Origin of the sequence: Paractinoplanes deccanensis, from assembly GCF_016862115.1 — a bacterium.
Taxonomy (GTDB): domain Bacteria; phylum Actinomycetota; class Actinomycetes; order Mycobacteriales; family Micromonosporaceae; genus Actinoplanes; species Actinoplanes deccanensis.
In genome coordinates, this window is sequence record NZ_BOMI01000061.1 from 1 (window position 1) to 14391 (window position 14391).

12 protein-coding genes are annotated in these 14391 nt (G+C 72.1%); 5 read left to right on the top strand and 7 right to left on the bottom strand.

Annotation, left to right across the window (positions count from 1 at the left end; translation table 11 throughout):
• Positions 1–144: 144 nt before the first annotated feature.
• Both Ade02nite_RS49280 and Ade02nite_RS15860 read left to right on the top strand, forming a co-directional pair.
• Positions 145–321 (top strand): hypothetical protein, encoded by a 177-nt coding sequence (locus tag Ade02nite_RS49280; protein WP_239168785.1) that lies wholly within the window; start codon positions 145–147, stop codon positions 319–321.
• 105 nt (positions 322–426) lie between these two features.
• On the top strand, positions 427–2061 hold the full coding sequence (locus Ade02nite_RS15860) for an alpha-amylase family glycosyl hydrolase (protein WP_203762980.1): 1635 nt from the start codon (positions 427–429) through the stop codon (positions 2059–2061).
• Here Ade02nite_RS15860 and Ade02nite_RS15865 read toward each other — a convergent pair.
• From Ade02nite_RS15865 to Ade02nite_RS15885, 5 genes are read right to left on the bottom strand one after another with little or no spacing between them, the layout of a single operon-like run.
• Positions 2034–3878, bottom strand: coding sequence for an NACHT domain-containing protein (locus Ade02nite_RS15865; RefSeq protein ID WP_203762983.1), 1845 nt, complete (start codon positions 3876–3878; stop codon positions 2034–2036). The two genes, Ade02nite_RS15860 and Ade02nite_RS15865, sit on opposite strands and share 28 nt — an antisense overlap.
• A gap of 27 nt (positions 3879–3905) precedes the next feature.
• Positions 3906–4655, bottom strand: coding sequence for an ATP-binding cassette domain-containing protein (locus tag Ade02nite_RS15870; RefSeq protein ID WP_239168787.1), 750 nt, complete (start codon positions 4653–4655; stop codon positions 3906–3908).
• Entirely contained in the window at positions 4652–5632 is a 981-nt protein-coding gene (locus tag Ade02nite_RS15875; RefSeq protein ID WP_203762985.1) for an ABC transporter permease, read from the bottom strand. The genes Ade02nite_RS15870 and Ade02nite_RS15875 overlap by 4 nt, the downstream gene beginning before the upstream one ends.
• A complete protein-coding gene (locus Ade02nite_RS15880; protein WP_203762988.1) occupies positions 5625–6761 on the bottom strand; it encodes a sugar ABC transporter substrate-binding protein in 1137 nt (378 codons plus the stop codon). The genes Ade02nite_RS15875 and Ade02nite_RS15880 overlap by 8 nt, the downstream gene beginning before the upstream one ends.
• Positions 6762–6812: 51 nt before the next feature.
• Positions 6813–7985, bottom strand: a complete 1173-nt coding sequence (locus Ade02nite_RS15885; protein ID WP_239168788.1) for an aldose epimerase family protein — start codon at positions 7983–7985, stop codon at positions 6813–6815.
• Positions 7986–8191: 206 nt separating this feature from the next.
• Between Ade02nite_RS15885 and Ade02nite_RS15890 the strand changes: the two genes are divergently transcribed.
• The 3 genes from Ade02nite_RS15890 to Ade02nite_RS15900 are packed head-to-tail and all read left to right on the top strand — an operon-like array spanning position 8192 to position 12477.
• Positions 8192–10918, top strand: a complete 2727-nt coding sequence (locus tag Ade02nite_RS15890) for an ABC transporter permease family protein (RefSeq protein ID WP_203762995.1) — start codon at positions 8192–8194, stop codon at positions 10916–10918.
• Positions 10908–11771: an ABC transporter ATP-binding protein gene (locus Ade02nite_RS15895; protein WP_203762997.1), complete on the top strand. Its 864-nt coding sequence runs from the start codon at positions 10908–10910 to the stop codon at positions 11769–11771. The genes Ade02nite_RS15890 and Ade02nite_RS15895 overlap by 11 nt, the downstream gene beginning before the upstream one ends.
• Before the next feature lies 1 nt (position 11772).
• Positions 11773–12477, top strand: a complete 705-nt coding sequence (locus Ade02nite_RS15900) for an ATP-binding cassette domain-containing protein (RefSeq protein ID WP_203763000.1) — start codon at positions 11773–11775, stop codon at positions 12475–12477.
• Between the two features lie 259 nt (positions 12478–12736).
• Here the strand turns inward: Ade02nite_RS15900 and Ade02nite_RS15905 are convergent, their stop codons facing one another.
• Together Ade02nite_RS15905 and Ade02nite_RS15910 are read right to left on the bottom strand one after the other, a co-directional pair.
• Positions 12737–13468, bottom strand: a complete 732-nt coding sequence (locus Ade02nite_RS15905; RefSeq protein ID WP_203763002.1) for a hypothetical protein — start codon at positions 13466–13468, stop codon at positions 12737–12739.
• 65 nt (positions 13469–13533) lie between these two features.
• Positions 13534–14331: an NAD(P)H-binding protein gene (locus Ade02nite_RS15910; protein ID WP_203763004.1), complete on the bottom strand. Its 798-nt coding sequence runs from the start codon at positions 14329–14331 to the stop codon at positions 13534–13536.
• Positions 14332–14391: the final 60 nt, after the last annotated feature.

The window sequence follows — 14391 nt, forward strand, 5'->3', positions numbered from 1 at the left end:
GGGCGTGGGCGTGGGCGTGGGCGTGGGCGTGGGCGTGGGCGTGGGCGTGGGCGTGGGCGTGGGCGTGGGCGTGGGCGTGGGCGTGGGCCGGGTCTGCGGCTAGTGCTTCGCCAAGCGCGGCAGAGCGGAATATTCCGTTCCGCTGTGACGCCGTCGTTCACCGTGGGGCCGATCTCGCATCCGACGAACGAGATCAACGGCGAGGCGATGGAGGAGGCGCTGCGCTTCTGGAACGAAGGGCCGGCCGCCACGATGGTGCTGCGCTGCGCTGCGCTGCGCTGCGCCGAGCAGGTGCGGGGCTCTTCGGCGGGCTCAAGATGATCGAGCCGGGCGTGGTGAGCCGCTCGAGGTGGCGGCCGGACGGGCAAGCGGAGCCGGTCCCGCACCTCGGCGGTGTGGCCCGTAAGCCCTGACTACTCTGGCGGGATGCGCGAGAACTGGCTGGCCGACGCGGTGCTCTACGAGGTCTACCCGCAATCGTTCGCCGACTCGGACGGGGACGGGATCGGGGACCTGCGCGGGGTGATCGGGCGGCTCGACCACATCGCGTCGCTCGGGGTGGACGCGATCTGGTTCAACCCGTGTTTCGCGTCGCCGTTCGTGGACGCGGGCTACGACGTGGCCGACTACCTGCGGATCGCGCCGCGCTACGGCACCAACGACGACATGGTCGAGCTCATCGAGGAGGCGCGGAAGAGGAACATCCGGGTGATCCTCGACCTCGTCGCGGGGCATACGTCGATCGAGCATCCGTGGTTCCAGCGCGAGCTGCACGCGGACGGCCCCGACCCGGCGGGCGACCGGTACATCTGGCGCACCGAGCCGCCGGCCGAGGGCTGGAGCGTGGACATTCCGGGCACGCCGGCCTGGGTGCCGTCGCCCGGTCCGCGCCCCGGCTGGTACCTGAAGAACTTCTACGACGAGCAGCCGGCCCTGAACTTCGGCTGGATCAAGAGGGGAGGGAAGGAACTCGAGGGCGTCGGTGGGGGCAGCGGCGTCGTGGGAAGTGCAGGCAGCGCGGAGGGAGACCCCGTCGACGGGCCCGGGCCGCTGCGCAATCGGCGGGCGTTGCGGGACGTCATCGACTTCTGGCTGGGCAAGGGGGTGGCCGGGTTCCGGGTGGACATGGCGTTCTCGCTCGTCAAGGACTACGGCATCGCGGACGGCGTCGAAGCGTCGGCCGGCATCTGGCGCGAGATCCGGGAGTGGATGGCCGGCGCCTATCCGGACGCGGTGCTGATCCCGGAGGGCACGGAACCCCGTACCGGCAAGGGCTTGGCCTTTGACGCTGATTTCGCGTTGGTGATCCATGGGGCGCATGCCAGCCTCTTCGACAATCACGCCGCCGGGATCCTGCCTTTTCAGGAGCCCGGCGAGCCGTTCTTCGACGCGGAGGGCAAGGGCAGCACGCGCCCCTTTCTCGCCGAGTGGAGCAGGATGAGGGAGGCCGATCCGGAGCGGCCGATCATCATGGGCACGGCCGACCACGACTTCGACCGGCTCTGTTGTGGTCCTCGCACGGCGCAGCAGCTGGGTGCCGCGTTCACGTTTCTGTTCACCTGGGGCAATGTGCCCTGCATCTACTACGGCGACGAGATCGGCATGCGCTATCTGCCGGGCATGCCCGATGTGGAGGGTGCCGTCTGCAATCCGCTTTACAACCGGGCCGGCTGCCGCACCCCGATGCAGTGGGACGACGGGCCGAACGCCGGGTTCTCCACCGCCGACCCGTCCAAGCTCTACCTGCCCATCGACCCTGAACCCGGGCGGCCCACCGTCGCCGCTCAGGAGAACGATCCCGGTTCCGTCCTCACGCTGGTGCGCGAGCTCTCCGCGCTGCGGCGCGCCACCCCGGCGCTGCGCTACCGCGCCACGGCCGAGGTGCTCAGCGAGGGCTATCCGTTCGCGTACGTGCGCGGCGGCACCCACCTGGTCGTGGTGAACCCGCGCCGGGAGGCCGCACCGTTCTCGTTGCCGCCCGCCACGCTGCTCTGGGGCCAGGGCGTCGAGGAACACGAGGTCCGGGGCTTCGGTTACGGGATCTTCGAGCTCGTCAGGTAGCGCTGAAGGGTCGAGTGCCGGAACTCGTAGACGGCGCCCGCCTTGCGCAGCACCCCGCGCCCGTACGCGTCCTCGAGGAACGTCACCAGCCGCAGCGGGAGCTGACGGCGCAGGGCCCGCGCGAGGCGGTAGCGCACGAAGGCGGGCCAGCGGGCCCACCCCGAGAAGTAGAGGTAGAGGAACGCCGTCACCAGCCCGATGACCGGGCCGAACACCAGCGCGGCCGGCGGGCCGAACGCGAGGCCGCTGAGCAGGGCGGCGACGGCGCCCGGTGCCACCGCCGCCCACAGGGTGACGCGGCGGTCGTCGCGCAGTGACGTGCGGGTGTCGGTGATCTCGTCGTCGCTCAGCGGCGTGCGGAAGCCGAGGATCGAGGCGAAGCACAGGCCGAGGCCGGCGCCGTAGACGACGCCGGCGGCCAGCGCCTGGGCGGGGGAGCCGACCGGCCGGCCGTTGATCAGCTGGACGAGAGGCAGGACGACCGGCGTCGCGACCGTCGCGATCGTCAGGGTCACCAGGACGGACAGCGGCCGGAAACCGAGCCGGGTGGGTCTCGGCGACGGGGTGAGCAAGGTGCCCTCGTCCGGCCGGTCCAGGAGCCACCAGGCGATGCCCGTCGCGTTGCGGTCGGTCAGGAGGCGGGCGAGATACCGCAGCCATCGCTCTGCCTGGGCCGCCGTGTAGGGACGCGGCCCGCGGTAGACCGCGGGCAGATAGCTGGCCAGCAGATGGGTGGTCAGGGCCGCGCCGTCCGGGAAGCGCAGCAGGTCGCCGGGGTCGGTCGTGGGCGATGTGTACGCCGTGCGCGCCAGAGAGGACATCAGCGGCGTCGACAGCGTGGTGGCCAGCGGGCCGTCCGGCTCGGCGGCCAGCCGCGAGAGCACGGGCTGCCAGCGCCGCTCGCCGTCGATCTGGCCGGCGGGCAGATAGCGGGCCACCTGGGCGGCCGCCACCGGGTCGAGCTCGACGACCGCCGCGGCCGCCAGCGGGGTGCCGCTGGTGCCGATCGTGTCGGCGTACTCCCGCGCTCGGCACGTCACGACGAGCGGCCGCTCGCCGATCGTCGCGGTGAGCCGCTCGACGGCGCGGACCCGCAGCGATGCCGGGATCTCGTCGAGGCCGTCCAGCACCGGGATCACGCTGCCGCGGTCCACGAGATCGCGCGCCTCGTCGCGCAGGAACGGGTACGCGGCCACGAGTCCTCGTACCAGCCAGGGGTCGAAGTCGTCGGACGGGCGCCAGCCGGCGAGCGGCAGCAGCACCGGGACCGGATCGCCGGCGCGCCGGTCGCGCGCGAGATCGCGCACCAGGCGTACGGCCAGGGAGGTCTTGCCCGCGCCCGGAGCGCCGATGATCACCAGCTGCCGGCGGGGAAGCCGCCGGAAGGCCGAGGCGATCGTCGCGGCGTCGCCGTGCAGCCTGAGCCGGGTGACCCGGCCCGCCGGCGACGGCACCACCTCGCCGGGCGCCGGCGCCACGGCTCGCTCGGTGCTGCGCCACCGGACGTCGAGCGGGCCGGAGGTGAACAGGCCGCGCGCCGTGCCTTCGCGGGTCCACTGCCGGTCGACGGCCTCGGCGAGCCGGTCGAGGGGGCCCGCCGGTGGGGAAGCCTGCTGGCGGGTCGCCACCACCAGGGAAGCGACGCTCACCGGCAGGCCGAGCAGGGCCGTCGTGCCGCCGACGATGCTGGCCACCTGGTCGCCGGTCTCCAACGGGGCGTCCGACCCGGCCACCAGCAGCGCCAGCGAGCCCAGGACGGTGAGGGCGAGGCCGCCGGCCGCGAACCACCCGGCATGGCGGCGCCACCATCTCAGCATCGGACCATCTTGCCCGACGGCGGCCCGTCAGTCGGCGCCCCTGCGGCGGTATTCCGCGACCACCAGGTCGGTCAGCTCCTCGAGGGACGTCTCGGTCGCACGTTTGTCGAACGTGATGCGGCCGTGCTGGAGCAGGTTGACGCGGTCGCAGACGTCGAGGACCTGGGCGTAGTTGTGCGCGATGATGATCACCGAGACGTTCCCGCGGCGCTTGAGGTCGCGGATCAGGTCGAGGATCATCGTGCCCTCCTTGGCGCCCATGGCGGCCAGCGGCTCGTCGAGCAGCAGCACCTTGGCGTCGGAGTAGACCGAGCGGGCGACGGCGATGGCCTGGCGCTGCCCGCCGGAGAGCTTGGCCACCTCGACCGTGACGTCGGGCAGGTTCACGCCCATGTCCTTCAGGTGCTCCTCGGCGCGGCGGCGCATGGCCCGGTTGCTCAACAGCGGCCAGCGCACGATCTCGCGGTTGAGGAACATGTTGTGATAGACCGACAGCTCGTTGACCAGCGCCAGGTCCTGGTACACCGTGTCGATGCCCAGGGAGCGGGCGTGATCGACGCTCTTGAGGGTGACCTCGGAGCCGTCGACGAGGATCGTGCCGGCGTCGGGGCGGTGGAAGCCGCAGAGAATCTTGATGAGGGTGGACTTGCCGGCGCCGTTGTCGCCGATCAGGCCGAGCACCTCGCCCCTGCCGACGTGCAGGTTGACGTCGGCGAGCGCGGTGAGGGCGCCGAACCGTTTGGCGATGCCGATGACTTCCAGCGGATGGGTGGTCATGTTCTCCCCGCTCGCCGCAGCCGGGACAGGTACTGGTTGGCGATCATCGAGACCAGGATGGCCAGGCCGAGGATCAGGTAGATCGTGTTCGCGCTGTAGCCGATCAGGTTGAAGCCGTTCTGCAGCTCGGCGAGCACCAGCGCGCCGAGCAGCGCCCCGACGATGGTGCCGGAGCCGCCGGCGAGGGCGGTGCCGCCGATGACCGCCGCCGAGATGGCGTAGAAGGTCAGGGTCGTGCCGCCGCCGATGTTCGGGTCGATCGTGTTGATCCGCGCGGCCTCCATGATGCCGACGAGCCCGCCGAGCGCGCTCGTGATCATGAAGTTTCCGATCTTGATGCGCGAGGCGCGGATGCCGGCCTCGGTCGCGCCCACCGGGTTGCCGCCGACCGAGATCGTGTGCAGGCCCCAGCGCATGCGGGTCAGCACGATGTGGAAGATCGCCACGATGATCAGCGCCCACGTGATCGACGCCCACGGGCCGGCCCCGATCCAGGTCTGGAACCGCCCGCGCATCTCTTCGGGGATCGGTACGGGGTACGCGTGCGACGTGATCAGCAGCAGCCCCTGCACCGCGAAGAACGTGCCGAGCGTGGTCACGAACGACGCCACGTGCAACTTCGTGACGATCAGCCCGTTCAGCAGGCCGATCGCCGCCGCGATCAGCAGCGCCAGCGGGAACGCCAGCAGCACCGGGACGCCGTAGAAGTCGATCGCGAAGTGCAGCAGGAACGGCGCGAACGCGGCCACGATGCCGACCGACAGGTCGATCTCGCCGCTGACCAGCAGCAGGACGATGCCCACCGCGACGATCGCGGTGGGCGCCGTCGCCTGCGCGATGTTGATGAGGTTCTCGCGCGTGAGGAAGACGGGGCTGGCCGCCCGGAAATAGACCATGAGGCCCAGGGCGACCAGCAGCACGCTCGCCTCCCGGCGGCGGAGGAAGCCGTCGGTGAAGGTTCGCAGCGCCTTACCCATGCGCGATCGGCCCGGATCGGGGCACCAGCACCTTGTCGGTCGTCGACCCCTCGTACCGCGACTTGGTGTTCTGGTAGGGCGCCACGTTGTCCTTCGTGACGAACAGCAGGCCGGTGTTGGTCTCGCTGGGCGCCATCAGCCCGCCGGAGATCTTGAAGAAGTACAGGTACAGCACCGGCAGGAAGCCCTGCAGGTACGGCTGCTGGTCGATCGTGTAGTCGAGGTTGCCCTCCTGGATGCCGGTGAGCGTCTCCGGGATGAGGTCGAAGCCGCCGGCGACCTTGAGGCTCTTCGAGCGCATCGTGTACTTCTTCACCACCTGGCCGACGGCCGAGGTCGAGCCCGCGTCGACGGCGAGCATGCCGCTCAGGTTCGCGTGCCCCACGGCGTACGCGTCGATGATCGAAAGGCCCCGCGTCACGTCGGCGTTGGTGGCGACCGCGGTGAACGTGACGGGTTTGCCGGAGTCCTTGAAGGCCTGCTGCGCCCCGTCGATGCGCGGCTGGATGTTGAGCGCGCCGGGCGTGGCGATGAAACCGGCGACCTCACCCGACTGGAGCGTCTCGAGCGCCCGCTGGCCGAGCGCATAACCCGATTCATAAAGACCCTGGCCGATGTACGCCAACCGGTTCGTTCCCGGGTCACCGCGCGCCCCGTCGGCGTTGTACGACACCACCGGAATGCCCGCGTCGAGCGCCTGATCGACCGGTTGCCGGAACGCGTCCTTGTCCACCACCGCGATCGCCAGGCCGTCCACCTTGGCGCTGACCGCGGTGTTCGTGGCGTTCACCATCTCGGCCACGATCGAGTTCTGCGACCCGGTCCACTGCGGCTTCTCGAGGCCGAGCAGCGTCGCCGCGTCCTCCATGCCGTACTGCGTGGGGGTGAAGAACGGATTGGTGGTGACGTGGTTGACGAAGCTGAACTTCCATTTCGGAGTCTCGGGGAAATTGCCGGCGGCGCCCGAGGCCGACGGGCCGCCGTCGTCGTCGCTGCACGCGCTCAGCAGCGCACCGGCGGCGAGCGACGCGCTGAACAGCCCGGAGCCCTTGAGCAGGCGGCGGCGCGTCGTCGCGGTGAGCTCGAGAGTCTCGACGGCCTCCTCGACCTTCGGATGGATCTTGGACATGTCTAGCCCTCCAGGGCCGTGCCCGGCAGCCGGGCACGGCCCGATGAGAAGTCAGCGACTGGCGCCGAATTGATAGATGGTTGTCGACTTCAAGGTCTGGCCGGGGCGCAGGACCGTCGACGGGAAATTCGGGTGGTTGGGCGAGTCCGGGAAGTGCTGCGTCTCCAGGGCGAGACCATCACCCTGGCGGTACGCGCGGCCGCTGGTGCCGTAGAGCGTGCCGTCGAGGAAGTTGCCGCCGTAGAACTGGATGCCCGGCTCGGTGGTCGAGATCGTCAGCGTGCGCCCGCTCGCCGAGTCGGTGACCTTGGCGGCGCGTTCGAGCTTGCGGTACGAGGTGTCGCGGCGGTCGAGCACCCAGTTGTGGTCGTAGCCGCGCCCGTACACGATCTGCTGGAAGTTGCTGCGGTTGCGCGCGCCGATCGCGGTGGGCTCGCGGAAGTCCATCGGCGTGCCGGCCACCGGGTCGAGCCGTCCGTTCGGGATCAGCGTGGCGTCCACCGGTGTGTAGCGCGACGCGTTCAGCTGGAGCTTGTGGTCGTCGATCGTGCCGGTGCCCTCGCCCCCGAGGTTCCAGTACGCATGGTTGGTCAGGTTGACGACCGTCGCCTTGTCCGTGGTGGCCTGGTAGTCGATCCGGATGCCCTTGTCCCGTGTGATCGTGTACGTCACCGTGGTGCGCAGCGTGCCGGGGTAGTTCTCCTCGCCGTCCGGGCTCACGTAGGTCAGCCGCAGGGCGGGGTCGCCGCCGTTCGTGACCGGCGTGGCGCTCCACACGCGCTTGTCGAAGCCGACGTCGCCGCCGTGCAGGCTGTTCGGATCGTTGTTGATCGCCAGCTGGTACGTGCGGCCGTCGAGGGTGAACCTGCCGTTCGCGATCCGGTTGCCGTACCGGCCGATCAGGGCGCCGAAGTACGCCGGGTTGCCCGAGGTCACGTACTCGTTCAGGGTCTTGAACCCGAGCGTGACGTTGGTCAGCCTGCCGTGCCGGTCCGGCGTCTCGACGGTCTGGAGGATCCCGCCGTACGTGAGAACGCGCACCCGGAAGTTGCCGTTGGTGATCGTGTAGCGGTCGACGGCCTTGCCCCCGACGCTGCCGAAGGGCTCCTTGGTGATCGTGGGCTTGCCGCCGGCCTGCGACGAGGAGGCCCCGGCCAGGCCGAGGCCGGCGCCGAGGAGCAGAGCGGCCCCGGCGCGGACGAGCATGGTGACGGTGGATGTCATGGTGCCTCGTTTCCTCATGGCGTGACGCCACGCCGCCACGGCGTGGCGGTGCGAAGCCTTTGCCGACGCCGAGGACGGCCGGCCGTCGGCCCAGACGGGACCGGCCCGGGGACCGAGCACGATCCGGAATACGAGTACGCTGCGGACCGTAAGCAGGTCGATAGATCGACACCAATCGTCCGATCGGCCGAATGGTTAACGTGCACATGGATCGTTTGACGGGGGCGGCCCTTCTCGGCGGGGTGCGGCAGCGGGCGTGGTCACTGCTGATCACGTCGGCCTTCGCCGTGCTCGGCGCCGCCGGAGCGGCCGGGACGATGTTCGCCGAGGCGTCCGACAACGCCGCCTTCCAAGCCGGGCGCGACGCGGTGCCCGCGACGGCGCGGCAGACCGACGCGGCCGTCGTGCGCATCTCGGCGCCGGTGGGCCGGCGCAGCGCCGACCATCAGGCCGTGCTCGACGCTCTGCGCCGGATTCCCCACCTGACCGATCCCGACCTGACCGGCGAGTCGATCGGGGCGGAGCTCATAGCGCCGACGTTCTGGGGTTCGACAGCCTCCTTCGGTGGCAAGCGCGAGCGCGGCCGCCTCTTCGCGGTCACGTCACCGGCGGAGGAGTTGCAGGGCACCGCCCGGGGGACCGGCGGCCTCTGGATCCCGCGGCCGATGGCCGAGGCACTCGGCGCGAAGGCGGGCGACACGATCACCGTCGCGATCACCGTGGGCACCGCCGGCCGCACGAGGAGCGCGACCGTGCCGGTGAACGGGGTCTACGAGGTGGACGCCGGCGGCCGGCTGCCGGCGGGCCCGGCCTGGACGCTGCGCGCCGGCGACACCCCACCCGACACCGAGTACCAGACCCTGCCGTCGTACCTGCTCGTTGGCGACGTCGCCACGGTGGAGAGGCTGGCGCTCCAGCTCGACGACGAGATCTTCTGGGCGGCCGAGGCGGCGCTCGTCCCCGGCGTGACGCTGGCCGAGGCGCAGCACACGGCCAACGAGATCGAGTACCTGCGCCGGGGGTACGCCGGCGGGCTCGAGTTCGGCCAGGACAGCCCGCGCAGCATGCGGTTCGCGAGCGGCATCAGCCAGATCACCACGAACGCGCGGGCCACCTCCGCCATCGTGGAGCAGCGCATCCGGCCCGTCGAGTGGGCGGCGATCGGCGTCGGGCTGGCCTCCGTGCTCGCGGTGGCGCTGCTGAGCGCCCGCCGCCGCGACCGCGAGATCCGCCACGCCGTCGCGGTCGGCATCGCCCCGATGCGGGTCGGCGCGCTGTGGCTGCTCGAACACCTGCTGCCCGCGGCGATCGGGGTGGCGCTCGGGTGGGTGGTCGCATGGCAGCTGGTGGTCCGGTTCGGGCCGCCCGGCGTGGTGTCGTCGTCGCCGCTCCCGGCGGGCTCCGCCGCCGCCGTCGCGGGACTGGCCGGCGTGGTGACGGTCGCGGGCGTCGGCGCGGCGGCGGCGGCCCGGCGGGTGCGGCCGGCGCCGCCGGTCACCGTACGGCGGAAGCTGCCCTGGACGACGATGCTGGTGCTGGTGGCGCTGACGGCCGCGGCCGGGCTGGCCGGCGCGGGCGGCCCGGCGGGTGGGGTGGACCTGCTGGTGCCGCTGCTCGTGCTCGTGGCGGCCGGCGCGGTCGCGGGCTGGCTGCCCGGCCTGCTCGCCCGGCTGCCGGTGTCGGCGCGTCCCGGCGTGCTGTGGCTCGCCCGGCGGCGCCTGGGCGAGGCCGGTGCCGAGCGCCGGCTCGCCGTCCTCACGATGACCGCCGGCCTGGGCATGCTGCTCTTCGCTCTCTCCGCCGTCCACTCGTCGCGGGTGTCCGCCGACGACCGGGTGGCGGTGGCGGCAGGGGCCGAGGCGGTCGCCACGTTCGGGGCCTCGTGGGAGATCGACCCGACCGCCGTCCTGGTGCCGCCCGAGCCGGAACCACCGCAGCCGCCGCCGCAGGGTCCCGTCCCGGGCGTGCACACCCCGCCGATGCCGCCGGGCAGCACCGTGGTGTGGCGCACCGACGTCGAGACGCCGTTCGACTCCAGCCAGAAGGACCTGCTGGTCGTCGACCCCGCGCGTTTCCGGGAGGTGGCCGCCTGGGGCAGCGGTCCCGACCTGGCGGCGGCCCGCGCGGCGCTGGCGACGCTCGCGTCCAAACCGGCCGACGAGAGCGGGCATCCCCGGGCGATCGCGGTGGGCGACCCGGCGACCGATCAGATCGACTCGGTGCGGATCAACCTCGGTTTCGCCGTCGCCGACCTGACGATCGCGGCGCGGGTGCCCGCGTTCCCCGGCATGCAGGGCAGGCCGATGTACGTCGTCGCGAACGACCCGCTGCTCGGCGGCCTCGGCGTGGACGACCCGCGCCTCAAGCCCCGGACCCGCCAGCCGAACTCGCTGTTCACCCAGGTGTTCCTGTACGCGACGAGCGCAGAGCACATCCAGCGGGTGACGGCGCCGGTCAACGCCCAGCCCGCGCGCATCGACGGCGCTCCCGCGTTACGCAAGGAGGCGGTGTACGTCGCCACGGCGCGAGCCCGCGGCTATCAGGTCGCGGTGGCCGGCTACCTGGCGTTGCTGGCCGTGCTGACGCTGTGCGTCTACGCGCAGCGGACGGCCACCATCCGCCGCCCGGCCGACCTGATGCTCGCCCGCGTCGGCCTCGGCGCCGGCCGGGTCAGCCGCGCCCGCGCGGTGGAGTTCGCGCTGCTGACGCTGGTCGCCCTGGGCGCCGCGGTGGCCGGCGTCGCCGGGCTGGCGGCGCTCGGCGGGCGGTTGCTCGACGACCAGCCCGGGCTGCTGCCGCGGTTCGCCTTCCAGATCCCGCCGGCGGCGGTCCTGATCACGGTCGGCGCGGCTGTGGTGGCTTGTGTCCTGGCCGTCCTGGTCAGTGGCGGCCGCTCGGCGCGCGCGGAGGAGGACGCCTACCGTGACGACTGAACCGTCCCCTGCCACCCCTGCCACCTCGGCCGCCCCCGCTGGCGTGTCGCTCTTGGAGGGCCGGGAGCTGCTGCAACTCTATGCGGCACCGACCGGGTCGACGCAGGCACTGCGCGGCGTCGACGTGACCGTGACCGGCGGCCGGATCAGCGCCATCACCGGCCCGTCCGGCAGCGGCAAGTCCACCCTGCTCGCCGTCCTCGCGCTGCGCGAGCGCCCCGCCGGCGGCGAGCTGCGGCACCGCGGCCGCCTCGTCTCCGGCCTGTCCCGCCGCGACCTGCACCGGTTGCGCCGCCGCGAGATCGGCTGGGTCGCCCAGCGCCCCACCCACAGCCTCTTCCCGCAGCTCGACGCCCGCGGCCAGATCGCCCAGATGGCCCGGCTGCGCGGCGTGCGCGCCGACGTGGACGCCGCCCTGGCCGAGGTCGCCCTCACCAGCCGCGCCACCGCGTCACCCGCGGTGATGTCCGGCGGCGAACAGCAACGCCTGGCCGTGGCCGCCGCCGGCGTGGGCCCACCCGCCCTCCTGATCGCCGACGAGCCCACCGCCGAGCTCGACGACGAGTCCGCCGGCCTGGTCCTGAGCCTGCTGCGCACCCGAGCCGCCCAGGGCGCCGCCGTCGTGATCGCCACCCACGACGCCAGGGCGATAGCCGCCGCCGACACGGTCCTGCGCCTGCGCCACGGCGTCCTCTCCGGCGAACAGGGCGCCGGCGAGGACCACACCGCCACGATCGACGGCCTGGGCCGCCTCCAGCTGCCCGAGGAGGCCCTGCCCCTGTTCCCCACCGGCCGCGTGGTCGTCACCCTGGTCGACGGGCACGTGGAGCTGCACCCCTTCGGAGGGCCCTGACATGGCACTGGTGGAGGTGCACGACGTCAGCCACACCCGAGCCGGCACGCGAGTGCTGGACGACGTCACCCTGACCCTGGACCAGGCGACAACGGCCGTCCTGGCCGGCCGCTCGGGCTCGGGCAAGTCGACCCTGTGCCACCTGATAGCCGGCGTGATGACCCCTTCGAGTGGCCGAGTGCTGGTGGCCGGCCGCCCCGCACACCCGGCCCCCGACTGGGCCGTCGTCTCGCTGCTGCCGCAGCGGTTGGCGCTCGACCCCACCCTGACGGTGGCGGAGAACATCGAGCTGCCGGCCCGCCTGCGCAACGCCGTCCCCGGCCCCCGTGTGCGGGAGCGCTCGGGTTCGTCCACGGTGGCCGACGCTGAGGTGCCGGGCCGCTCGGGTCCGTCCGCCGTCGCCGAGCTTGACCTGCGGGAGTGCCTGGGCCTGGCCGCCATCGCCGACCGCCCCGCCCGGGACACGTCCCTGGGCGAGCAGCAGCGCACCGCCCTGGCCCGCGCCCTGATCCTGAGCCCAGCCGTGGCGGTGCTCGACGAGCCCACCGCCCACCAGGACGACGAACATGTCCACCTCGTGCTGGACGCCCTGACCGCGGCCACCACCGCAGGCACCCTGGTCCTGGTGGCCACCCACGACCAGCGCGTGATCGACATAGCCGACACCGTGATCCGCCTCCACTCAGGACGCCTGGAGTCCGCCTGAAGCACCCGGTGCTCCAATGCCCGCGACAACCACCTTCCTTCCACATGCCGAAGCCGCCGAAGCGCCATTCTCGGGGCGAGTTCCAGCAACCAGCGATGCCATTCACTTCACCCTTTCCGCGGCGCTGAAAGGCACTTTCGCCGCAGCCGAATGGCCGGGTAATGCGGTAATTCTGGGGTGGCGCGGCGATGCGGTGCGCGGTGGCCGGCCGCTCGGTGTAGACGTCCCGGAGAAGCTGGGCGTGGAGCGCCTGTGGCAATCACTTGTCGTACAGCGATCTTCGCAGCTCCGTCACCCGCGCCGGCTTGGTGATCTGGACCGGCTTGCCGATGTTGCGGAAGCTCGTCGTCGTGCTGACGCCCGTGTTCTTCGCGGTGTCGAAGACCGTTCTGATCGTCGCGACGTCGCCCCTGGCGTCGGTGGTGAGCGTGTAGCTCACCCACAGGCCGCCGCGCTCGAAGCGGAAGTACGGCGCACCCACGGGCACGTAGGTGAGCAGGCCGGCGGTGACTTCGAGGCGGGCCTCACCCTCGTATTTGCCCGGGCCGAGACGGCGCGCCGAGTGCAGGGCGGCCATCAAGCGTGCCACGCCACCGCTGTCCTTCGGGTCGGCCAAGTAGTAGTCGCTGGTCGGCTTCAAGCGGGTCAGGTCGGCGTGTACCCAGCGGCCCGAGCCGGTGCAGTTCTCGTACGTGTCGTCGCCGATCACGATCAGCTTGCACGTTCCCGCTTCCTCGCCGCCGGAGATGACGACCGTGCGGCTGTCCTTGCCGGCCGGGGAGTCGTGGGTGCCGGAGGCGTGGTACTTCTGGCCGTACCAATAGTCGCCGGTCACCGTGTAGCTGTAGGTCGAGGTCGTGAGACGCTGCAGGGCCGCCTTCACCGCGTCCGTGGGCGGCAGTTCGGTCGGCGAAGGCGCGGCGACCGCCGGGGAGGATGCCGGCGCGGCGGCCGGGACTTCCTGGCCGCCGCATCCAGTGAGAAGAAGCATGCCGAGGAACGCCGCAGCGCTCAGACGTCGATGATCATGGAAGGACACGCGGACACAGTAGATGATCAGAAGCGGGCGCGGTTCGCCTCGGCCCAGGCCCGGTAGGTGCCGGGCTTGCGGCCCAGCACGCGCTCGGCGTCGTCCGTGACGACGGCATTGCCGCCGCGGCGTACCAGGTGGGCGCCGGCCAGGGCCACGTCGGCTATCTCGGGCGGGAAGTGCTCGCGGCGCGGTTCCACGTCGACCGTCGTGAGTTGCCGTCCCAGCGCCTCGCCCAGCTGGGCCACCTGGTCCGGAACCGTCAGCAACTCCGGGCCGGTCAGCGTGTACGTGCGCCCGTGGTGGCCCGCCGTCGTCAGGGCTTCGGCGGCCACCTCGGCGATGTCGGCCGGGTCCACGATGCCCTGCGCGCCGTCGCCGAAGATGTTCGTTATCGGGCGGCCCGCGCGGATGTCCTCGGCCCACACCAGCGAGTTGGTGGCGAAGGTCGTCGGGCGCAGGATCGTCCACTCCAGACCGCTCGTGCGTACCGCCTCCTCGCCGGGCTGGTGCCACGCGCCGAGCTCTTCCGCGGCGGCCGGACGCGACGGCGTACCGATGGCGGAAAGCTTGACGACGCGCCGGATGCCGGCGTCGATCGCCGCGCGCAGCGTCGTCAGGTCGTGCTCGGGAATGGCCGGGCCGGCGGGGGAGAGCAGATACAGCGCGTCCGCCGGCCCGATCGACGTGGTGACGGTCAGGCCGGGGCGTGGCGTGACGCGGCGCGGGTCGCGGGTGACCGCGGTGACCGGGAGGCCGCGGGCGAGCAGGGTGTCGACGAGCGCGGAGCCGGTGGTGCCGGTGGCGCCGGTAACCAGAATCATGCGGACGAGACTGGCCGGGGCCGAGCGCGGGCGTCTTGGAGATTTCGGCACTGCCGCGCG